This window comes from Flavobacterium marginilacus (assembly GCF_026870155.1).
GTDB classification, from domain to species: Bacteria; Bacteroidota; Bacteroidia; order Flavobacteriales; family Flavobacteriaceae; genus Flavobacterium; species Flavobacterium marginilacus.
Genome location: NZ_CP113975.1, coordinates 4,767,605 through 4,790,424, shown reverse-complemented (window position 1 = coordinate 4,790,424; position 22,820 = coordinate 4,767,605). Strand labels below are relative to the sequence as shown.

At 34.0% G+C, this 22,820-nt stretch carries 21 protein-coding genes; 14 read left to right on the top strand and 7 right to left on the bottom strand.

The genetic code is table 11. From position 1 onward, the window contains the following. Positions 1-231 precede the first annotated feature (231 nt). The gene (locus OZP07_RS19995; protein ID WP_281636482.1) at positions 232-981 is read right to left on the bottom strand and encodes a uroporphyrinogen-III synthase; all 750 of its coding nucleotides are present in this window, start codon (positions 979-981) and stop codon (positions 232-234) included. 13 nt (positions 982-994) lie between these two features. Then, positions 995-1,666: a DUF4271 domain-containing protein gene (locus OZP07_RS19990; protein WP_281636481.1), complete on the bottom strand. Its 672-nt coding sequence runs from the start codon at positions 1,664-1,666 to the stop codon at positions 995-997. Between the two features lie 101 nt (positions 1,667-1,767). Here OZP07_RS19990 and OZP07_RS19985 point away from each other — a divergent pair, with 101 nt between their 5' ends. The 3 genes from OZP07_RS19985 to OZP07_RS19975 are packed head-to-tail and all read left to right on the top strand — an operon-like array spanning position 1,768 to position 4,425. Next, positions 1,768-2,493: a polyprenol monophosphomannose synthase gene (locus OZP07_RS19985; protein ID WP_194641516.1), complete on the top strand. Its 726-nt coding sequence runs from the start codon at positions 1,768-1,770 to the stop codon at positions 2,491-2,493. Positions 2,494-2,504: 11 nt separating this feature from the next. Beyond that, on the top strand, positions 2,505-3,845 hold the full coding sequence (locus tag OZP07_RS19980) for a dihydroorotase (RefSeq protein ID WP_281636480.1): 1,341 nt from the start codon (positions 2,505-2,507) through the stop codon (positions 3,843-3,845). A 10-nt stretch (positions 3,846-3,855) separates the two neighbouring features. Continuing rightward, complete coding sequence (locus OZP07_RS19975) at positions 3,856-4,425, top strand: DUF4296 domain-containing protein (RefSeq protein ID WP_281636479.1); 570 nt, start codon at positions 3,856-3,858, stop codon at positions 4,423-4,425. Here the strand turns inward: OZP07_RS19975 and OZP07_RS19970 are convergent. Next, entirely contained in the window at positions 4,415-5,404 is a 990-nt protein-coding gene (locus OZP07_RS19970; protein ID WP_281636478.1) for an NAD-dependent epimerase/dehydratase family protein, read from the bottom strand. The genes OZP07_RS19975 and OZP07_RS19970 overlap by 11 nt on opposite strands. A 174-nt stretch (positions 5,405-5,578) precedes the next feature. Between OZP07_RS19970 and tyrS the strand changes: the two genes are divergently transcribed. From tyrS to OZP07_RS19955, 3 genes are all read left to right on the top strand, one after another. Further along, complete coding sequence (tyrS, locus tag OZP07_RS19965) at positions 5,579-6,877, top strand: tyrosine--tRNA ligase (protein ID WP_281636477.1); 1,299 nt, start codon at positions 5,579-5,581, stop codon at positions 6,875-6,877. A gap of 220 nt (positions 6,878-7,097) precedes the next feature. After that, on the top strand, positions 7,098-7,304 hold the full coding sequence (locus tag OZP07_RS19960) for a hypothetical protein (protein WP_281636476.1): 207 nt from the start codon (positions 7,098-7,100) through the stop codon (positions 7,302-7,304). Then, positions 7,304-7,558: a type II toxin-antitoxin system RelE family toxin gene (locus OZP07_RS19955; RefSeq protein WP_281636475.1), complete on the top strand. Its 255-nt coding sequence runs from the start codon at positions 7,304-7,306 to the stop codon at positions 7,556-7,558. Before OZP07_RS19960 ends, OZP07_RS19955 begins: the two co-directional genes overlap by 1 nt. Here OZP07_RS19955 and OZP07_RS19950 read toward each other — a convergent pair. The 4 genes from OZP07_RS19950 to OZP07_RS19935 all read right to left on the bottom strand — a co-directional run bounded on the left by OZP07_RS19950 (position 7,555) and on the right by OZP07_RS19935 (position 13,820). Next, on the bottom strand, positions 7,555-8,535 hold the full coding sequence (locus OZP07_RS19950; RefSeq protein ID WP_281636474.1) for a LuxE/PaaK family acyltransferase: 981 nt from the start codon (positions 8,533-8,535) through the stop codon (positions 7,555-7,557). The two genes, OZP07_RS19955 and OZP07_RS19950, sit on opposite strands and share 4 nt — an antisense overlap. Before the next feature lie 126 nt (positions 8,536-8,661). Beyond that, positions 8,662-8,997, bottom strand: a complete 336-nt coding sequence (locus tag OZP07_RS19945; RefSeq protein WP_281636473.1) for a T9SS type A sorting domain-containing protein — start codon at positions 8,995-8,997, stop codon at positions 8,662-8,664. 406 nt (positions 8,998-9,403) lie between these two features. Then, positions 9,404-10,747, bottom strand: a complete 1,344-nt coding sequence (locus OZP07_RS19940; RefSeq protein WP_281636472.1) for a hypothetical protein — start codon at positions 10,745-10,747, stop codon at positions 9,404-9,406. A 298-nt stretch (positions 10,748-11,045) separates the two neighbouring features. Then, positions 11,046-13,820, bottom strand: coding sequence for a TonB-dependent receptor (locus tag OZP07_RS19935; protein ID WP_281636471.1), 2,775 nt, complete (start codon positions 13,818-13,820; stop codon positions 11,046-11,048). Between the two features lie 242 nt (positions 13,821-14,062). On the opposite strand from OZP07_RS19935, the gene OZP07_RS19930 reads away from it, so the two are divergent. The 8 genes from OZP07_RS19930 to phoU all read left to right on the top strand — a co-directional run bounded on the left by OZP07_RS19930 (position 14,063) and on the right by phoU (position 22,648). Then, positions 14,063-14,746 carry a response regulator transcription factor gene (locus OZP07_RS19930; protein ID WP_194641527.1) on the top strand — a complete coding sequence of 228 codons (684 nt, stop codon included), beginning with the start codon at positions 14,063-14,065 and terminating at the stop codon, positions 14,744-14,746. Positions 14,747-14,940: 194 nt separating this feature from the next. Then, complete coding sequence (locus OZP07_RS19925; RefSeq protein WP_281636470.1) at positions 14,941-16,041, top strand: sensor histidine kinase; 1,101 nt, start codon at positions 14,941-14,943, stop codon at positions 16,039-16,041. Between the two features lie 202 nt (positions 16,042-16,243). Further along, positions 16,244-17,596, top strand: a complete 1,353-nt coding sequence (locus OZP07_RS19920; protein ID WP_194641529.1) for a porin family protein — start codon at positions 16,244-16,246, stop codon at positions 17,594-17,596. A gap of 271 nt (positions 17,597-17,867) precedes the next feature. After that, a complete protein-coding gene (locus OZP07_RS19915) occupies positions 17,868-18,701 on the top strand; it encodes a phosphate ABC transporter substrate-binding protein (protein ID WP_281636469.1) in 834 nt (277 codons plus the stop codon). A gap of 138 nt (positions 18,702-18,839) precedes the next feature. Continuing rightward, the gene (pstC, locus tag OZP07_RS19910; RefSeq protein WP_281636468.1) at positions 18,840-20,072 is read left to right on the top strand and encodes a phosphate ABC transporter permease subunit PstC; all 1,233 of its coding nucleotides are present in this window, start codon (positions 18,840-18,842) and stop codon (positions 20,070-20,072) included. 2 nt (positions 20,073-20,074) lie between these two features. Then, the gene (gene pstA / locus OZP07_RS19905; RefSeq protein ID WP_281636467.1) at positions 20,075-21,019 is read left to right on the top strand and encodes a phosphate ABC transporter permease PstA; all 945 of its coding nucleotides are present in this window, start codon (positions 20,075-20,077) and stop codon (positions 21,017-21,019) included. Positions 21,020-21,060: 41 nt separating this feature from the next. Beyond that, on the top strand, positions 21,061-21,819 hold the full coding sequence (gene pstB, locus OZP07_RS19900) for a phosphate ABC transporter ATP-binding protein PstB (RefSeq protein WP_194641534.1): 759 nt from the start codon (positions 21,061-21,063) through the stop codon (positions 21,817-21,819). Between the two features lie 148 nt (positions 21,820-21,967). Next, positions 21,968-22,648 (top strand): phosphate signaling complex protein PhoU, encoded by a 681-nt coding sequence (gene phoU / locus OZP07_RS19895; protein ID WP_281636466.1) that lies wholly within the window; start codon positions 21,968-21,970, stop codon positions 22,646-22,648. Positions 22,649-22,820: the final 172 nt, after the last annotated feature.

Below are 22,820 nucleotides of genomic sequence, written 5' to 3'. Positions count from 1 at the left end.
GTTAGTTTTATAAGTTGGATTTATCTGTTTATTGGTCTAAAAGGTTTCGAATGTTTTTTGTTTTAAAACTTTATAGCAACATTCTTCATGAGTATATTTGAATAGAAAAAACAGTTTTGGTTTAATCTGTAATCAAAAATAATCGAAAAGTGCTTAAAAAATAAAAATCCAGATTCCAATTTTACATAAATTGGAATCTGGATTTATAAAATCAGCAGTTTTAGTATAGAGCTATTTAGCTTTATTAACTTCTGCTATGTATTTTTCCAAAGCCATTGTCATTGATGGTGTTCCTGGTGTCGGCGCCATTATGTCCACACGTAATCCGTGGTCAAGAGCTTCTTTTTGAGTAGTACTGCCAAAAACGGCTATTCGAGTATTGTTTTGTTCAAAATCTGGAAAGTTTTTGTATAAAGATTTGATTCCGGTTGGGCTGAAGAAAGCTAAAACGTCATAATAAACATCTGCCAAATCAGATAAGTCACTCATGACAGTTTTGTAAAAAGTAGCAGGAGTCCAATCTACTTTTAAAGCATTTAATGTAACTGGAATGTCTGCGTTTAGTTGATCCGAAGCAGGAAGCAGGAATTTCTCGTCTTTGTATTTTTTTATCAAAGGTGATAAATCAGCAAAATCTTTTGGTCCAACGTAGATTTTACGTTTTCTGTACACTACATATTTTTGCAGGTAAAATGCAATCGCTTCAGATTGACAAAAGTATTTTAGTCCTTCAGGGATCTTATAACGCATTTCTTCTGCCACTCTGAAAAAATGATCGACAGCATTTTTACTTGTCAATATAATAGCAGAATAATTGTTTAGATCAATTTTTTGAAGTCTAATTTCTTTTGCGCTTACTCCTTCTACATGAATAAAAGGTCTGAAATCAATTTTTACTTTATGCTTTTGCTGCAGCTCAAAGTATGGAGAATTTTCCACTTTAGGTTCTGGTTGTGATACCAAAATTGTTTTCACTTTCATATTTAAATAATTTCTAAACGCTATCTTTTGTAAACCAATAATACATAAAATAATAGGGTGCTATTTCGAGAGTGCAAAGATATAAAATAAAATAAAAGAACTTACTGAAAATTTCTTTTCTGTAATTTTTTATTGAGAACAGATAAAGAAAAACATTCAAAACGATTATGCCATATAGAATGAGCAGGGGTAAGTCCTTTAAAGCTGCGTTATAATAGTATAAAACAATGTCAATTGGGAGTAATAATAAACCAGCATATGTTCTGTAGCTAATCTTTTGTAAATTAAATTGTTCCGAAATTTCTTCTATTTTAAATGCAGTTGCGATAATTTTTTCGATTAAAAATTTAGCCAAAATAAAATAAAGCACAAAAGTGAAAATCTGAATAAATAGTACCCAGTCAGTTTTTGTTCCGTAGCCAAATTGGCTGAGCAAAATTTGGATGAAAAATGAAAAAGAGATCACCTGAACAAAAAACAGGGTAATGGAGAACATATCTATAAGGTGGCTGCTGTCTCTGTATATTCTGTTATATTTATCGGAGAAAATTAATTTAGAAAAATCTTCAAAACGGTTTTCATAAATAGATTTGGTCAGCGCAATAATCCCAAAAGCCATAATGAAAATTATAGTTACCCAATCGCTGGTATCAGTTATTCTCGGATGAAGTAGGTGTTCAGTCATAATTAGAGCAAAATTAGTGATTTTTATAACATTATTTATTATAATTTTATAATAATCAAATGGCATAAAAAGGTTACTTTTGCATCGAAATTACGCGAAATATGAACAGCTGCCTTGTTATAATTCCTACCTATAACGAAATTGAAAACATCGAAAGCATTATCAGAGCTGTGCTCTCTCAACGCAAATCTTTCCATGTCTTGGTTATTGATGACAACTCTCCGGATCATACTGCAGATAAAGTAGCCACGCTTCAGGATGAGTATGGAGGCAGGTTATTTTTAGAAGAAAGAACCAAAAAATCAGGCTTAGGAACAGCTTATGTTCACGGTTTTAAATGGGCACTAAAAAATAATTATGATTTCATTTTTGAAATGGACGCTGATTTTTCTCACAACCCTAATGATTTAGAGAAATTATACGATGCCTGCCATTTTGGAGATGCTGATCTGGCGATAGGTTCACGATATGTAACAGGAGTTAATGTTGTCAATTGGCCTTTAAGCCGTGTTTTGATGTCTTATTTTGCCTCAGTATATGTACGTATAATTACCGGAATGAAAATACATGATGCAACCGCTGGCTTTGTATGTTATAAAAGGATAGTGCTCGAATCAATCAATCTGGATAAAATCAGGTTTGTTGGTTATGCTTTTCAGATTGAAATGAAATACCGTACTTATTGTAAAAAATTATCCATCGCCGAAGTGCCGATTATTTTTACCGATAGGACTAAGGGACAATCTAAGATGAGTAATTCGATAATAATTGAAGCTGTATTTGGTGTTATTTTGTTGCGTTTAAAAAAAATATTTAACAGTTTGTAAAAGAATATGCTATGAATAGATATTTAATTAAAAATGCTAAAATAGTAAATGAAGGAGTTATTTTTGAAGGAGATGTTCTTATAGACAATGATCTTATAGTTGAGATTTCGGATAATATCAGCCTGAAATCATCTGACTGTATGATTATTGATGCCGAAGGAAATTATCTTATCCCTGGAGTTATAGATGATCAGGTGCATTTTAGAGAACCTGGACTTACTCATAAAGGAGATATAGAATCCGAGTCCAGAGCTGCAGTTGCAGGAGGAATTACCTCTTTTATAGAACAGCCTAACACTGTTCCTAATGCTGTTACCCAGCAAATTTTAGAAGAAAAATATCAAATCGCTTCTGAGAAGTCTTTTGCCAATTATTCTTTTATGATGGGTGCTACCAATGATAATCTGGAAGAAGTATTAAAAACCAATCCTAAAAATGTTGCTGGGATCAAAATATTCCTCGGCTCTTCTACTGGAAATATGCTGGTAGATAATGAAGCAGTACTGGAGAAGATATTTTCATGTACTTCTATGCTCATTGCGGTTCATTGTGAAGATGAGCAGACTATCAAAGATAATTTAGAAAAATATAAAGAAGAATATGGCGAAGACGTTCCTGTAACGGATCATCATCTTATCCGCAGTGAAGAGGCTTGTTATCTGTCTTCATCAAAAGCGATTGCTCTGGCTAAAAAAACAGGAGCAAGACTGCATGTTTTTCATCTTTCTACAGCAAAGGAAATGGAACTGTTTACCAATAAAATTCCATTGGAAGAAAAAAAGATTACTGCCGAAGTCTGCGTGCATCATTTATGGTTTACCAATGATGATTATGAAACTAAAGGCAATTTTATAAAATGGAATCCAGCTGTAAAAACTGCTAATGACCGAAAAGTGCTATGGGAAGCGCTGAATGACGGCCGTATTGATGTAATTGCTACTGATCATGCACCTCACACACTGGAAGAAAAACAGCAGAAATATCTGCAGGCTCCTTCGGGAGGTCCGCTGGTGCAGCACGCTCTTGTGGCAATGTTTGAAGCATATCATCAAGGAAAGATAAGTATTGAGAAAATCGTCGAGAAGATGTGTCATAATCCTGCTAAAATTTTTAAAATTGAAAAAAGAGGGTTTATTAAGGAGGGGTATTATGCCGACTTGGTAATTATCAATTCAGGTCTGCCTTGGAGTGTGAAAAAAGAAAATATACTTTCAAAATGCGGCTGGTCTCCTTTTGAAAAGTTTACTTTTAAATCTAGAGTTACGCATACTTTTGTTAATGGTAAGCTGGTGTATTCCGGGTTTAAAGTAAAAGATATACGTGCTGGACAAAGAATCTTATTTGACCGATAATAAATAGAATATGAGAAAGATACTGTCTCTTTTTGTACTGGCTGTTTCATTTTTTAGCTGCAATAAGGATTTGGTTGAAAGGCCGGATAATCTTATTGATAAAAAGACGATGTCCGCTATTTTTTATGATATTTCGCTTTTGGATGCTATGAGATATCAGGATCCTAATACGCTATATAAAAACGGAATCAATCCAAAGACGTATATTTTTACTAAATATAAAGTAGACAGCATTCAGTTTGCAAAAAGTAATGCTTATTACGCTTCTGATTATAGAGAATATAAAAAGATGTTTGATGAGATAAACGGCCGATTAAAGAAAGAGAAAGATGCAGTGGATCTGATTAATAAAAAAGCTGAAAAAAAGGAAGCAGCACTTAAAAAAGCAAAAGCAAAAAAAATACAGGATTCTATTAATAAAGTCAAAAAAGACAAAGAGTTAAAAATTAAAAAAGAAAAAGATTCTATTGAAAAGGCTAAAAAAGAGAAGGGATTAAAAACTAAAAAGAAAGATTCTCTAAATAAAACAAAAAAAGAAAAGAGTCTAAAGCATAAGAAAGCGAATAAAACTACAAAATAACAATTTCCTTTATATAATCATAAACGTCTGTGAATGTAAAATTCAAGGCGTTTTTTGTTTTTTCATTAGAATATAAATCAGTTGAATAAGAAGATCTTGCAGTGGCTTTGCTAAGCTGTCTTCTTTTTCCAAAAAGGTTTGAAGCTATCCATTCCAAATTCGATAAACTGTTTATGATAAAAGGGGTGGCATGATATTTAGGTCTTCTTACTTTTAAAGCATCAGCAATAGCGAATAAAAAGTCCTGAAACAAAATGTTTTGGCTAATGAGTGTGTAGCGTTCACCATGAATATTGCTTTCCATTAGTTCATACAATATATTTACAACATCAGTAACTGCTACAAAACCAGTAGATCCTTTAGTGTAGAAAGGCAGTTTATTTTTTACTTTCTTGAAAATTTCTCCGCTTCCCTGATCCCAAAAGCCGGGGCCAATAATTACGCCTGGGTTTACTATTACTACTTTCAGTCCTTCCTGCTGACCGCGCCAGATTTCCATTTCCGAACCATATTTTGAAATCGCATAATCGCTGTGCAGTTTTTCGGGATTCCATTCGGTTTCTTCTGTAATGATAGATTCATGCGCTGCTAAATCACCAAGTGCGGCTATAGAACTGACATGGCAGAGTTTTTGGATGTTATAATTCAGGCAAAAATTAACAATGTTTGCCGTGCCTTCAATGTTTGTTTTTCGGACAAGGTTTTCATCTTTTGGATCAAATGAAATTATAGCCGCGCAGTGATACACTTTGTCAATTCCCTGAAAAGCATTCTCTAAAGACGGAATGTCTAGAATATCAGCTTGAATCCATTCGATTAACTCGAAAAATGAATCTTTTTTGTACAGTGAAAACAGTGATTTTGTCTTTTGGATGTTATCCAAATTTCTATAAATAGCACGAACTTGCTCACCTTTTTCTGTTAAGTGAATTAAGAGATGCGCGCCCACTAAACCTGTTCCCCCTGTAACTAATATCATATTGACAAATGTAATAAGTTTAAAGTTTCTAAGTTTCTAAGTTTCTAAGTTTTTTGTTGAAAGTTTTAGAACCCTTAAAATTGAGGAGTATGGTTTTGTTGACTCAATTCATAATTCATAATTTATAATTCATAATTGAATCACTATCTTTGCTCAAAATTGATTTTTATAGAAATGAAAAATATTATTTCCGAATTACAATGGCGCGGATTGGTTCACGATATCATGCCTGGAACCGAAGAACAGCTTTTAAAAGAAATGACAACGACTTATATTGGATTTGACCCTACGTCAGATTCACTGCATATTGGGAGTCTGGTGCCGATTATCTTATTGGTTCACCTTAAAAATTTCGGACACAAACCAATAGCTTTGGTGGGTGGAGCTACAGGAATGATTGGAGATCCTTCGGGGAAATCGGACGAGAGAAATTTATTGGATGAGGTTACTTTAAATAAAAATGTTGAAGGAATAAAAGGCGTTTTGTCTCGATTTTTGGACTTTAACGATACGGCAGCAAATGCGCCGGTTTTGGTAAATAACTACGATTGGATGAAAGGTTTGTCATTCATCAATTTTGCACGAGATGTGGGTAAAAGAATCACGGTGAATTATATGATGGCTAAAGATTCTGTGAAGAAGCGTTTGTCTGGTGAAGGCGAGGGAATGTCGTTTACGGAGTTTACCTACCAATTGATTCAAGGGTACGATTTCTATCATCTGCATAAAGAATACAATTGCTTACTGCAAATGGGAGGTTCAGATCAATGGGGAAATATCACCACTGGAACTGAATTAGTGCGCAGAATGAATGTAGGTGAAGAAGCCAAAGCTTTTGCAATGACCTGCCCGCTGATTACTAAAGCCGATGGTTCTAAATTCGGAAAGTCTGAAGGCGGAAACGTATGGCTGACTGCAGATAAAACTTCGGTTTATAAGTTTTACCAGTTTTGGCTGAATACTACTGATGTTGATGCTGAAAAATATATAAAAATCTTTACTTTTTTAGATAAAGACACAATTGAAACTTTAATTGAAGAGCATAAAACTGCGCCGCATTTAAGAGTTTTACAAAAGAAATTAGCGGAGGAATTGACTGTTTTTGTGCATTCAAAAGAAGAATTAGAAAAAGCGATTCAAGCATCGAATATATTATTTGGAAACTCAAATGCAGAAGATTTGAAACAATTGGATTCGGCTACTTTTTTAGAAGTTTTTGATGGCGTTCCTCAAGCAGAAATTACTAAATCTGATATTGAATCAGGTCTGGATATTATTTCGGTTTTAAATGAAAAAACGGGTTTCTTTAAATCAAATGGAGAAGCTAGACGCGCTTTAACTGCGAATTCTATTTCGGTAAACAGAGAGAAAATAAAAGAAGATTTTGTTTTGTCAATGAATGATTTAATCAATAATGAATTTGTATTGCTGCAAAGCGGCAAAAAGAATTACTTTATTGTTAGGGCAGTTTAAAAAAGTTTAATCGTAAATAAAAATTTAAGTTATTATATACTTAAACTTTTTAAACAATTTAAATAATCATCAGATTACATCCGCGAATATCAGAATTATCAAAACGTCCCAATACTTCGAAAGTGGTGTTGGGATTTTTTTGTTTGAAAGTTCTTTTTCTTTCATGTGGTGATTTGAGTGAAATAATTGTCTAACTTTACTATATAAATATGTATGCACTATGGGAACTCAATTTTTGACAGATGAAAAAGGCAAAAGAACGGCTGTCGTTATGCCTATAGAAAAATATAATAAATTGATTGAAAAACTCGAAGATTTAGAAGATGTTCGTTTGTATGATGAGGCCAAGAGAGATGATGATGGTTATCGGATTTCTATTGATGAAGCCTTTAAAATTATAGAAGAAAAACGAAAATCGTTAAAATAATGGCTTACACTATTGAATTTAGGAGTAAAGTTTTGAAGATATTAGTGAAAATTAATGAGCCAAATTATTCTGTAATCAAAAAAGAAATTTATGCTTTAGCAGAAAATCCAAGACCGCAAGGATACCGAAAGCTAAAAGGCAGAAAAGGATACAGGATTAGAGTAGGTGATTATCGAGTGATTTATGAAATATTTGACAATATTCTTGTGATAGAAGTTATCGATTTAGGACATCGGAAAGATATTTACGATTAAACCACCATCAAATTACAACCTCGGATATCCGAGTTATCAAAACGTCCCAATACTTCGAAAGTGGTATTGGGATATTTTTTGCCCAAATCCTGCGTGGCTATAAACGAACAGGAATTGATATTCGCTAGGTCGATTACGTTTATTCCGCCCGTTTTACCGTCACTTATATATGTCAAAGCATCTTCGGTATCTCGAATGTGAATTTGCATCCACGAAGGGCATTCAAATATGCCATTTCCTAAAGAATAAGCCTGCGAAAGTAGTTCAGTCATACCATATTCCGAGTGGATGGCTGTAACGCCAAATCCGCTGCAAAGTTCTTCGTGTAATTCTTCGCGAATCATTTCTTTACGTTTCCCTTTCATCCCGCCAGTTTCCATAATAATGGTGTGCTGCAGCTGGAATGTTCTTTTTTCGATTAAATCTAATAAGGCATAGGTAACTCCAATTAGAATAACATTCTGTCCAGCTTCGTCCAGTTCAATGAGTTTTTGGATTAGTTCGTCATGATTGTTGAGGTAAAAACCACTATCACTGTTATTAGTAAGCTGTATTAAATCTTCGACCATGTGTATTAATGATGAACCTTCTCTTTCCAGATAGGAAGGAAGCAGTGCCAGAATTACATAATCTTCTATATTTCCGTAAAATTGAGAAAAACCTTTGCGGTAGCTTTCTTCGTATACAGAAATATCGGTAACTAAATGCCTGCTGGTTATAGCTCCAGTTGTCCCGCTGCTGGTGAAAGTGGTCTGGATAGGCTCGCTGTTTGAGACAACATCATGGCTTTTGAAAAACTGAATAGGTAAAAACGGAATCTGATGCAGTGACTTTACTTTCTGTGGTTTTTTTTTTAGTAAATCGCAGAATTCCTTATAAACCAAATTGTTTTCATATTGATGGCGGAATACTTTTAAAGCTGTTTTTTCAAATTGCTTCTGACTCGAAATGGTAAATATGTCGCTGGCTGTAATCAAGTTCTTTTTTTTGCAAAGGTATTGTTTTTCGATGCTTTTTTTAGTTTTGATGTTTATGGTTTTAAAAAAAAGGCAAAAAAAAAGTTCCACATAAAAATGGAACTTTTGCTGCTGTATTGTGAAGAATTACTGTACTATTAGTTTTCTGCTGCTAGTTGAACCTTCTTCTGTTATTTTTATGATATAAATCCCAGGGGATAAATTTGAGATATTTAGTTCTTTAGTGCTAATTGTAGTCTGCAGTACTTTTTTTCCTAAAACATCAAAGATGATGATCTCTTTTTCTGAGTCTTTCTTAGAAGTAATATAAACTTTACCGGCAGACACAGGATTTGGGTACAAACTTAACCCTTCAATTGAAGAATCTTCTTGTGTTTTCGGCTGTTTATTATCTTGTGCCTGAGCACCAGTTGTAAAAAAAATAGCCACTAAGAGAGTAATATAAAAGTAGTTTTTTACCATCAGCTTGAGTTTGTTACAGTAAAGATATAAAAAAGTTTAATACAAAAAAAACATCCTATTGAATTAGGATGTTTTTAATGTTTTTTTAACTGAAGTTTATTTTATTAAACTAACCCCGTCAACTGTAGTCCATGCTCCAGCTGTTAATGAAGCTCCTGATTCAGTTGTCGTTTTTGATAATAAAGGTCTAGTTAAATTAGTTTGTTTTCGTTAGATAATTCATTGTAGCAAGTAAACTAAAGATTTCAAAAATTACGCCAAAAAACATCTTAAATTTATAAGTATTTGAATTTATTATGTATTAATGAACGCTTTAAGAGAATATTTTTTTAGCATTATACTAAACAAAAAATCCTTCGAAAATATTTCCGAAGGATTTAATGCTAAATATTGTTTTAAGAACTTATTAAAATAGACCAGGAGCTTTAGTCGCGAAGTCGTAATTTGTCCAAGCGAAAACTGATTTATCAGCACCTGTATTAGTAGTTGCATTGAAAACTAGTTTTTGGAAGTCACCAATTAAATATGCTGGATACGCACCATTTAAGTTGTAGTTAGCACCAGGATTTGGGCTGTCAGGAGATGTAGTTACACCTGCTATTGTTCTGAAATCAACTCCATTATAGTTCATGCTTATGTTAACATTTGCAGCAAGAGCTGGTCCTGTACCGTCGTTGAATTTAATTAATCCATTTACTGGGTTAGCAGCTACAGTACCCCAAATTACTTTTGCATTTTGTATAGTAATTTTACAGCCCGTACGGTAAGTAAAACCAGCACGAAGTGCATAAGCTGCACCGCTTGTAGAGCCTGAATCAACTCCATTTGCATTATACACACCTACAGAAAGGTTAGTGAATGTAGGGTTAGATAAGTTAGTTGTTATAGCTGGAGTAGAAGCAAGGTCAGCAAATCCACCGTCACCTTCCATCATTCCAGAACCATTAGTGATGTCAGTAAATCCTGCTTCACGCACCTCAATAATGTTTTTAGCTGTACCACTCCAACCTAAACACCAGTCAAAAGTGTCATCAGCAGAGTTTACAACAAGTGCATTTTCAACATTTACACGACCTCCGAAGAATTCGATATTATCATCAGAACCATCGTGTAAGTAAAGATTTTTAAGAACAGTTCCTGTACCTTGTGCATAAAGTGAAAGGTTGTTACCTTCTTTTGTAGCGTTAACACGAGCACCAGCGTAACCAATTTCTACATACTCTAAACGTCCTGATGAATCAGCATCATCATTACCACCGTAAAGCTCGTCTCCTAGTTCTGTTGTTTGAGTGAATGACCCGTCACGTGTTCCTGTAGCAGCATTTACAAGTGTTGCTTTTCCACAAAGGAAAACACCCATCCAGTCACCTGGTTTTTTGTTTGCAGAAGTGAAAACGATTGGAGCAGCAATAGTACCTACAGCATTAATTTTACCTCCGCGTAATACTTCTACAGAGATACTTGTTGCTGCAGTTCCTGCAGTAGCAGTTGCAATAAATTTAGCACCTGGGCTAACCGTTAGTGTTGCACCATCAACTACAATTAAACGACCTGTTAGCGTATAGTTTCCAGCAGGTAGTGTAATATCTGCATTTATTTTTCCTTTTAGGTTTGATACATCATAATCAGGATCTTTTAGTGATGATATGTATCCGTCTTTTGTTTCAGTATTAGTATCAGAACCGTTGTCGTCGCTACTACAAGAAGCTACTATTGATGCTGCAATAGCAAGCATAAGAAATTTTTTCATTTTTTTCATTTTTTGTTTTTTGAATCGTTTTTTAAATCCTTTGCAAATATATTTACCTAATGTTATTAAGGGGTTAAAGGCTGGTTATGATATTGTAATTTTTATAAAGCTTCAATAAACTTCGTTGTTTGTATTATAGATTTTTTTTTAATTAATAAACTATTAGCTTGACAAATGTGTATGTGTTTTAGTTCAATTCAAATTTGTTTGCGAACTAATATTGAAATTATTTTCCTTACTCTATGCTGTTGTTTTCTATCAGTAAAACAGCGATTTGTTATTTAAATTGATTTTTAAATTATAATTGCCAGTTAAGTCCCATCGAAATAATTGCTCCTTTGCGATAGCTGCTGATTAGTACATCTTGAGTTAAGCCAGTTATGTTAGATGTAGCTTGCTGTGTAAGTCTGAATTTTGGATTAAGTATGTTACGAGCACCAAGGCTTAAGGTCATTTTACTTTTTTTAAATTCAAAGCGATTAATGAAATCTAACGTTGGAACTGCTCTTTCAATAAGATTTTCACGACCTGTTGTTCCTACTGAATATACTTTATCATAGAAATAATTAAACACCAAGGTAGATAAAAAGGTAGTGTTTTCTGAATCTGTGCTAAAGCTGATGTCTGAATTTACTAGTAATGGTGCTGCTCCTTGCATTTTACCTGTATTATGGGTAAAAGTGGCAGATACAAGACCGGTTGTTACATCCGTTTGATCTTCTTTACTATATAAATATGAAGCATTTAATCCGAAATTGAATTCGTTTTTATGTTTTTCACTTTCAATACTATATAATGTTTTGCGTACTTCAATTTCAGCACCTGCAACATAAGCTTTGTTAGTGTTAACATAAGAATAATCAAGTCCAGGTGTATTCATAATCATTCTTAAGATTGGATCCTGTATAAATTTGTAGTAAGCTCCTACCGAAATAATTTCTTTTTTAGATAGGTAGTAATCATATTTAATATCTCCATTATATACTGTAGAAGGAGTTAAATAAGGATTTCCACGTTCGTTAAAGTTTACATCGCTGTACAGGAAGTTTGCCATTTCTTTAAACTGTGGCATTGTGTATGTTTTACTTGCAGAAATACGTATTGTGTTTTTCTCGTTAAAACTGTATTTTAGGTTTGCACTTGGTAATACATATTTTTTATCGATAATTGATGGTGCCGTAGTTAAATCTGTTACTGTACTGGTAATGTTGGTGTCCCAGTTAATTGTTTGTTTTATATTTTCGTTTCTTAAACCAAGCTGCAACGTAAGTTTTTCGTTAACAGGGTAAACTACTTGTGCGTAACCTGCTGCGATATTACGATTACCAATGTAATACATTGGGTTTAAGTTAGAATTGTTCCATAAAGTAATAAGATTGAATGCACCAGCATTAAGATTTGCTTGATTCAGTACTGCATCTGGATTGTTAGGATCGATAGCTAAGCCGCCTTGTTGGAAATCTATTTCAGTAAAATTGAAGGTACGGTCTGTTTTTCTATAATTCCCGCCAAAGACAATTTGTATTTGTTTATCTGCATTTGGATTAATTTTGTAAACAGCTTCAGCGTTTGCACCAAAGTCATTTTCGTCCAATGTAGAAAAATAACGATTGTTGTCTCCAGGTGAATTTGAACTTAGGATGTAGTTTCCAGATGTGTTCTTTGCATATGCATTTGTTTTTCGGTCTGGTTCAGTTCCGCGAACAGTACTGTAAACAGCTCCTGCATTAATGCTGATTTTATCATTAAATTTATATTCCGACAATAATTGGTTAGAAAGCATGATGTTGTTGTTGTTTTGCTGACGTACTATTAGTGAGTTTTCAGCAGATTCAGCCCCAAGATTATCATTGATGTCTTTATGATATCCTAAATATTTTCCAACATATTGTGAATTATTATGTATGAAGAGTGAGTTTGCAGAAATATATCCTTTTTGATACTTATATTTTACATTCCCAAGTATTGTTTGCGTGGTTTTGTAATCAGCACGCTCCATGTTCATTCTTTGTTGGTAATCACCTGTATTTGTAGCTTGCCCTACGAAACCTGTTTTATAAGTATAGTCATTCGTATTGCTTGCTACTCCAAAAAGCGAAAGTGTATTATTGTTTTTTCCCACATTGAATTTTCCGCCTGCAACAATGTTAAAGTTTTCGTTAATTGGTGTTGAAACACTGTTTGTTTTCAAACTTGAATTAAATGTGTATTGAGTTAAATCAGTAATTGGTAGGTTTCTTCCATTTTTAAGAAATCCAAAATAGTTGTATGCTCCATCGGCTACAGAAAAGTTTTTCGCTGAAGCAGCGTTAGTGTTAAATCCTCCACCAGCAGAAACAATTAGTAATTTTGATTCATTTAATTCTTTTGAAGAAATATCAATATTTGCTCCAGAATTATCACCACTTAGATTAGCCCCAAATGTTTTGTTAATGTTGATGTTTTTAATAATGTTTGATTGAAAGAAATCCAAAGAAATATTTTTGTATAAAGGATCTTCAGAAGGAAGGGGTAAACCGTTTAGGGAAGTTGAATTATAACGATCACCTAGTCCACGTACAAAAACGTTATTTACTCCTTCAGATTTTGCTACACCCGAAGTTTTTACAACTGCTGCAGCTGCATCAGAAACTCCTTTTCTTGATAGCTCTTGAGCACCAATAACTTGTTTCATTTCAATTGCATTTTTTTGTTCCAATAATAAAGCGGTTTCTTTTTCTCTTCCGCCGGTACTGGTTTTGATTACTACGTCTTTTAGTTTGTAACTTCCAGATCCCAGAGAACTATCTAATGTAACCGTTTGGTTTGCAGCAACAGTAACAGGAGATTCTACAGATTCATAACCCAAAAAGCTGAATTGAACTATGTAATTTCCCGGAGCAGTTTTAATTGTATATTTTCCTTCAGCATCAGTATTAACACCAATTTTTGTTCCTTTTATTACAACATTTGCAAAAGGTAACGGCTGATTGTTCGAATCTTTGTCTAATAAAACACCTGTTATGGTTCCAGTATTTTGTGCAAAACCAATAACACAGATAAATAGTGTAAACAATAGAAATTTTAATTTCATTTTAAGTAGTATTTAATTTTCTGCAAATAAATGGCAGGATTATAGTCTTTGTGTTAAGCACGGGTTATCAATCAATGTCAGAATCTTTATGAAATTGTTACCATATTAAATTAAGGTTAAGTCAGCTTTTTTTGTATTGATACTTGCAGTTTATTAGTACTTTTACATTGCAGTAAAAAGTGATTGTATGCTAATAACGAGGTTTGTACAATAAAAAAAGCTTGATTTATTGTTATTGAATTATGAAGAAAAGAAATACAAAGATTCTTCTGGTTGATGATGAACCAGATGTTTTAGAAATTGTTGGCTATAATTTAGCGCAGGAAGGATATCAGATTGTAACAGCTGCTAATGGTAAAGAAGCCGTTGAGAAAGCTAGAAAAGAAATTCCAAGTCTTATTATAATGGATGTAATGATGCCCGAAATGGACGGCATGGAGGCTTGTGAAAATATTAGAAAAATTCCTGAACTGAATAATGTTATCATTACATTCCTGACAGCACGAAATGAGGATTACTCTCAAGTGGCAGGATTTGATGCCGGTGCCGATGATTATATTACCAAACCGATAAAGCCCAAATTATTGGTCAGTAAGGTAAAGGCTTTGTTAAGAAGATTAAAAGAGCAGGATCAAAGCAGTGAAACGCTAAATGTAGGCGGTATCGAAATTAACCGTGAGGAATATAAAATAGTTAAGGATAATTTTGAAATTGCTTTACCAAGAAAAGAGTTTGAATTATTCTATTTATTAGCATCTAAACCTGGAAAAGTATTTAAAAGAGAAGAGATTCTTGATAAGGTATGGGGTAATGATGTTGTAGTTGGAGGAAGAACTATTGATGTTCACATTAGAAAGCTTCGCGAAAAAATAGGTGATGATCTGTTTAAAACCATTAAAGGGGTAGGGTATAAATTTGAAGTTTAGTTTTTTAGCTCATAAATTTTAAATCATCTGATTTTATCAGCGATACATAAATTTTGTAAAATAATTAATCATCCCGAATATCAATAATCAATATATTGACGTTTTGAAAAGGTAATAAAACTTTTTTAACTTAGAAGCTTTGAATCTTAGTTAAAAATCTTTTCAATAACCATAATGCGCGCACAAAATCAATAATGAATATTAGTTTCAAAAAAAGTTACAAGTTTGCTATAAAATCAGCATTGTATATCAGTTTGTTTGTCTCTGGATTTTGCATGATCCTGTCTTCAATACTGTATAGGCCTTCATTTAGCAAAATGCTCCTGTTCGGTTTTATCAGCCTGTTTTTTGTATATGTGTTTTCTTTTTTTGTACTTCAGTATCGAGTTGAGCGTTTTATCTACCGCAGAGTAAAAAAAATATACGATGATGTATCATTATTAGAATCCAGCACTTTTATCAATAAGCCGATCACTACCGATATGGAAACTCTTACTAGAGAGGTTAAGAAATTTGCAACGGATAAAAAGCTGGAAATAGAAATGCTGCAGATACGTGAGGAATATCGAAGAGAGTTTTTAGGAAATGTTTCTCATGAGCTAAAAACACCGCTGTTTACAGTTCAGGGTTATCTGTCAACACTCATTGACGGTGCGATGGAAGATAAATCCATCAGAAAAAAATATTTGAAACGTGCCGAAAAAGGTGTTGAACGATTGATTTATATCGTTGAAGATCTGGATATGATTACCAAATTAGAATCGGGAGATCTGAATCTTGAATTTACAAAATTTGATATTGTTAAACTGATTCAGAATGTTTTTGATTTGTTGGAAATGAAAGCCGATAAAAAGAATGTCACTTTATCTTTTGAAAATGATCATCTGCAGCCCATTTTTGTAAACGGTGACAAGGACAAGATTCAGCAGGTGGTTGAAAATTTAATTGTAAATTCCATTAAATACGGTAAAGAAGGCGGCCTGACAGAAGTTTCTATTGTTAATTTAACCAATAAAAAAGTTTTGGTACGCATTTCTGACAACGGAGAAGGAATAGAAGCACAAAATATTCCGCGCCTTTTTGAACGGTTTTACAGAGTAGACAAAAGCGGTTCGCGGACTGAAGGAGGTTCAGGATTAGGACTTTCTATAGTAAAACATATTATTGAGGCGCATAAAGAAAAAATTTACGTCGAAAGTGAGTTTGGAATAGGGTCTGATTTTTCATTTACGCTTGAAAAGACATTTATTACGGATCAATTAGGTTTAAAAAAGAAATCAAATTTAAAGATTTAGTAATCTAAGAATAAATTAAAACAAATATTTAAAACACTGAAATACAAATATATAACTGAATTTTAAGCAGGGAAAATATTTTTAGTTTACTTAAGAAAACCCTCATTAACATTAAATTATCATGTAAATAACATTGTGTTAACTTTAACTTAACATTGCAGCATCACCTTTGCGGCAAAATTAACATTCTTATTAGAAAGAAATGAAAAAAGTTATAGTTGCATTAATGTTGTCTGGATTTGGTATGGTTAATGCTCAAGAAGTAGAAAATGACTCCGTTAAATCTATTAAACCTATCAGCATTGACTCCCTGCAGCAGTCAATTAATGCACATCAATTAAAATTTGATGCTTTAAATGAACAATTATCTCCATTGCAGGAGCAGGTTGACAAAATGTCTAAACTGAGAATGTCAGGATACATGCAGGTTCAGTATGATATGTATAATTATCAAAATGTGCCAGCTTCAGGAGGTCCATTTCAGTTAAAGCCAGGAACTTCAGAAACAAATGTGCCATTAACAACCAATACAGTTGATGTAAGTAATTCTTTTGTTATTAGAAGAGCCAGAGTTAAATTCACCTACCAGCCTATGGAAGGAGTGACATTTGTGTTACAGCCAAATTTTACTTTCAGCGCAGTAACACTAAAAGATGCGTACGTTCAATTGAATGATACCTGGATTAATACTTTTCAGTTATGGGTTGGACAATTTAACCGCCCGGATTATGAGGTTGAGTTTTCTTCAAGAGACAGAATCATTTTAGAAAGAAGCAGAATGTCGGGTATTTTGTATCCGCAGGAAAGAGATTTGGGAGCAAAAATTGAAGCGAATTTCATTACTCAATATGAAATTCCTTTAAAAATTCAAATCGCTGCATTCAATGGGAACTTTGGTGAAGGTCCAATTGCTAATCAGGTTGCAGATGTTGACAGTGAAAAAGACATTGTTGCAAGGGCAACATATTCTTTAAAGTTTCCTAACGCAGGTTTAGGAATTGATTTTGGAGCAAGTGGTTTTTATGGAAAAAATACCGTTTTTGCTGCAGGAACCTATAGCGATACAGATAATAAACCATTTACAGCAGCAGTTGGAGATAAATTGAGAAAACAATGGTTTGGAGGAGAGCTTCAATTGTATTATGATATTTTAGGAGGGATTGCTTTAAAATCGGAGTTTAATACCGGGATTATTTCGGGTACTGCAGGAAGTGCTATCGTGAATAATAACCCTTCATTTAATTTTAGCGGTGAAAGAGACTTTTTTGGTTATTATGTAACTTTAGAGAAAAACTTTGGAACAAAATTCCAAGGGGGAATCCGTTACGATTCATTTGATCCAAACAGCAAATTGTCTGGAAACGACGTGACTGTTATAAATGATCTGAAAGTACATACTTGGGGATTCGCTTTTCATTACTTTTTTACAACCAATACAAAAATTGGTTTAGGATATACAATGCCGATCAACGAAACGAGTGCTGCTATTGGCGGCATATATAATGACGATGTTCGAAATAATACTGCAACTTTGAGATTTCAGGTTAACTTTTAGAACAATTTTAGTGTAATATTCGGGGTGATTTTTTATATAAAACAAGGCTGTTTTGCAATTTGTGAAACAGCCTTTTTTTAGTTTTTATCTGTGTTATTTCTTATATATTGCTGATATTCAGTGTTAGTAATCTTTTTATGGTTATGTTACTTTTTATTTATTGTAAAATTATTGTAAAAATGGTTAAATAGTAAAGATTGAATAATGCTTACTTAACATAGGCTTAACGTTGCGGTTTTACTTTTGTCGAAAATTAAAAAGACATTTAAAAATGAATACAACTAAATTTAAAATAGCAGTCCTTTTAGTAGTGGTAATGACTATTGGATTTTCATTTACTACAGTAAATAAAGTGACAGTAAAAGGTTCAGATACAATGGTTATTTTATCTCAAAAATGGGCAGAGGTATATATGAAAAAAAATCCAGGAGCTTCTATTCAGGTAACAGGAGGCGGATCTGGAGTAGGTCTTGCGGCATTAATTAACGGATCAACAGATATTGCTAATTCAAGCCGTCCTATCAAGGCATCTGAAATTGAAAAATTAAAAGCGAGATACAATACAATGGGAGTTGAAATTCCTTGTGCCAAAGATGGTTTGTCTGTTTATCTGAATAAAGCAAATCCAGTTGCATCGCTTACATTGAAGCAGATTGGTCAGATTTTTGCTGGTAAAATTACGAACTGGAATGAAGTTGGCGGTCCTGATGCTCCAATTAAATTATACGGAAGAGAAAGCAGTTCAGGGACTTTTGGTTTCTTCAAAGACAATGTAGTTAAAACAGATTTTTCTCCATCGTGCCAAACTCTGCCTGGAACTGCAGCGATTGTAAATGCTGTGAAAAAAGATAAATATTCTATTGGATATGGCGGTGCAGCATATGCTGAAGGAGTAAAAGACTGTGCTGTGAAGAAAGACGATAAGAGCGCAGGTATTCTGCCAACTGCAGCTACAATTAAAAACCATACCTATCCAATTTCAAGATATTTGTATATGTATTTGAAATCAAAACCAACAGGAGAGGCTAAAGCTTTCATCGATTGGATTTTGAGTCCTGAAGGGCAGGGGCTTATTGCTGATGTTGGATATTATCCTTTAAAATAATAAAAAGTAAAATATCCCTCACTTCAAATATTACAGAATGAGGGATATTTATGTCTGCTGAATGCTAAATGAAAGTAACCTTAATTGATCTTAAACAAATGCAGACAGTATCTACATATGAATTCCTAAATAAATAAAATGGATTCCCAATTATCCCCAAAAACAAAGATTTTTACAGAAGAAAGCCTAAAGAAACAATTCAGGATTTCTGAGTTTCTTGCTGAAAAAATTATTTCATCAGTTGCTTTTCTATCTATAGCAGTTATCTTTTTAATCTTCATTTTTGTCTTCAAAGAATCATTGCCATTATTTTCTTCGGCAGATTCTAAAACAGTAACTGAAGCTGCAGCTAATAAACCAGAATCTTACGGAGCAGCGGCTGCCGAATTGAAACCAGAGTCCTACGGGGCTGAAACAACAGAAGAGCTGAAGCCGGAATCCTACGGTGCTGAGCCAGAAGCTGAATTAAAACCAGAAACCTATGGTACAGAATCTGTTTCCAATGAAGAGTTAAAGCCGGAATCGTACGGAGATGCTCCAAAGGAAGATTTATCAGTTTCTCCAACAGATGAAAAGGCTGAAATAGTTTCACAAAATCAAGAAGGAGCAGACAAAACATGGAGTACATTTTTTACTACAGAATGGGTGCCAGTTTCTGATAATCCTAGATTTGGTTTGTTCGGATTGTTAATTGGAACTCTGAAAGTAACTATTATCGCAATGCTTATTGCTGGTCCATTGGCCGTTTTGGCAGCCTTGTATACTTCCTGTTTTGCTTCCAAAAGGGTTAAAGAAATAATTAAACCTATTATCGAAATGCTGGCTGCTTTCCCGTCAGTAGTTATTGGTTTTTTTGCTTTGATGGTATTGGCAAGTTTCTTTCAGGATGTTTTTGGATACGATTCCAGACTGAATGCTTTTATTGGAGGAGTAGCTATGGCTTTGGCGGCAATTCCGATTATTTATACAATTTCCGAAGATGCGCTGGCAGCTGTACCAAAAACGTATACCGAAGCAAGTTTAGCTTTGGGAGCCAGTAAATGGCAGACTGCATTTTTTGTGATTCTTCCAGCGGCAACTCCAGGGATTTTTGCAGCATTATTATTAGGTATAGGAAGGGTTTTTGGAGAAACCATGATTGCGCTGATGGCCACTGGAAATGCGGCTTTAGTTTCTGCCAATCCTTTTGAAAGCGTACGTACGTTTGCGGCAACCATCGGTTCTGAAATGGCCGAAACGGTTTTTGGAGAAACGCATTACAGTGTGTTGTTTTTTATAGGCTCATTGCTTTTTATCTTCTCATTTGCATTAAATGCAGTAGCGGAGTTTTATGTGAAAGGTAAATTATTGAAAAAATTCCAAGGTAAATAGTTATGGATACAGTTGTAAATCAAACAGAAAATCATTTTTTTTCCAGTAAAAAAAGTGTTTCGGAAACAAAAGGAAAATTTTTCATTGGGATAACCCAATTGGCTGTAATCCTTATTGTTGCTATCCTTTTTATAATATTAGGAATTATAGTACACCAAGGGCGTACCAAATTTTCCTGGGAATTTATTTCTTCTTTTCCAACCAATGGTATGACCGAAGGAGGAATTTTTCCAGCCTTAATCGGAACTTTTATTTTGGTTATAGTAATGTCTATTGCAGCAGTTCCTTTTGGTACTATTACAGCACTTTATTTGACAGAATATGCCAGTGAAAATTCCAAATTTGCTGCAGCGGTGCGATTCTCAGTACGTACCTTGGCTGTTGTGCCTTCTATAATATTTGGTCTTTTTGGACTTGGATTTTTTATACAGTTTATTGGGGCAGGTGCAGATACCGTTCTCAATGACGGACAGCTGCGCTGGGGACAGCCTAATATTCTTTGGGCAAGCTTAACAATGTCTTTATTGACGCTGCCGGTTATTATTGTTTCTGTCGAAGAAGCTCTAAAAACGATTCCGAGAGAAATGAGAGAAGCAAGTCTGGCACTTGGAGCAACCAAATGGCAGACAATCCGCAAAGTAATTCTGCCCGAATCAGTATCTGGTATTATGACCGGAACTATTCTTGCTGTGAGCAGGGGAGCGGGTGAAGTTGCTCCAATTCTGTTTACTGGAGCTGCTTATTATCTTGCTACACTGCCAGGTTCTTTGAGCGATCAGTTTATGAATCTTGGATATCATATTTATATCATGTCAACCCAGTCTTCGGATGTGGAGAAAACAATGCCGATTCAGTTTGCTACAACCTTGGTATTGCTCATTTTGACATTATCGTTAAATATAGTGGCAGTTATCATTAGAGCACGAATCAGAAGAAAAACGAAATAATGATTTGCTCATAAAATAAATTATCCTTTTAGATATAAAATATGAAAGACATAAAAATAAAAGTTAATGATTTGTCACTGTACTACGGTGAAAAAAAAGCACTTAACGAAATCACAATGGAAATTCCGGCCAATAAAGTGACTGCCTTGATTGGACCTTCTGGCTGCGGGAAATCTACTTTTTTGAGATGCATTAACAGAATGAATGATTTGATTCCTAGTGTTTCTATTAAAGGAGAAATGCTTGTGGAAGGAATTGATATTTATAATAAAAATGTTGATGTTGTTAATATCCGCAAAAAGATTGGAATGGTTTTTCAAAAATCGAATCCTTTTCCAAAATCCATTTATGAAAATATTGCTTACGGTCCTAGAATCAACGGAATAAAAGATAAAGCGCAATTGGATGAAATCGTAGAAACTTCACTGCGTCAGGCAGCTATCTGGGATGAGCTGAAAGACCGTCTGGATGATTCGGCACTCGGGCTTTCGGGCGGTCAGCAGCAGCGTTTGTGTATAGGAAGAACATTGGCGGTAAGTCCGGACATTATTTTGATGGATGAGCCAGCGAGTGCATTAGATCCTATTTCGACTTCAAAAATTGAGGAACTGATTCATCAGCTAAAAGAACAGTACACCATCATTATTGTTACCCATAATATGCAGCAGGCTGCGAGAACGAGTGACCAGACTGCTTTCTTTTATATGGGGAATTTAATAGAAATGGGCAAAACAAATGCGATATTTACTAATCCTGTCCAAAAACAAACCGAAGATTATATTACGGGAAGATTTGGATAATTGTTTAAAATTAGTTTAATATGGTTTTAAATCGTTTAATTCGCGGGGAGTGATGTTGATTCGCTGCTTAGTATAATTTCCCTTAGATTATTAAACGTTTAATTTTTTTAAACTTGTAAACAATTTTTAAACTTTTAAATAAAAAAAGATGACAACACATTTCGAAATAGAATTAGGAAAATTAAAAGGCATTATTGAAAAAATCGGGCAATTGGCGGAAAACCAAGTGAGTGAAGCCGTTAAAATACTTTTGCAGGAGCCAGGAGTGGCAGAAGAAAAAATCATAAAAAAAACGGAATCTAAAATTGATAAACTGGATGTTAAGATTGATGAAATCTGTCAAAGTATCTTTGCATTGCAGCAGCCTGTAGCTTCGGATCTGCGTTTTATTATGTCGGCGATGCAGATTAGCAATGAAATTGAGCGCATAGGTGATTTGTCTCTTAGCATTGTAAAAAAGTCAAAAAACATCAAAGAAAAACACGATTTGATTGTGAAGTTTTCTATTGCTGATATAACCAAACAGGTAGAACTGATTACTGCCAAAACGAATAATTATTTTTTAACACGTCAGGAAAGCACGATCGGAGAGATATTTGTTTTGAGCAAAGAAATCAAAAACAAATCAGAAGATACTATTCATGAAATTATCAATGAAATGAAAACGAATTCCAAGGCGGTTGTTTCTGGAACGAACTTAATAATTGTTTTAAAACATTTAGAACGTATTTCAGAACATTGTACCAATATAGCTGAGTATGTTTATTTTATGGTCAATGCCAAAATTATCAAGCATGACAAAATAGATGATATACTGCCTAGAGAATAATTTTTCTTTTTGGAATTTAAAGGATTTTTAAAAAGTCGGATCTACTGTGGTGGTTCCGACTTTTTTATTGACTTTTTGGAGTTTTTAAATATTGTGGGCTTTGTGTTTTAGCGTGAAATTAGGCTCGCCAAGGCGCAGAGTCGCGAAGTGCTGAATGATAAAAGGGAACTTG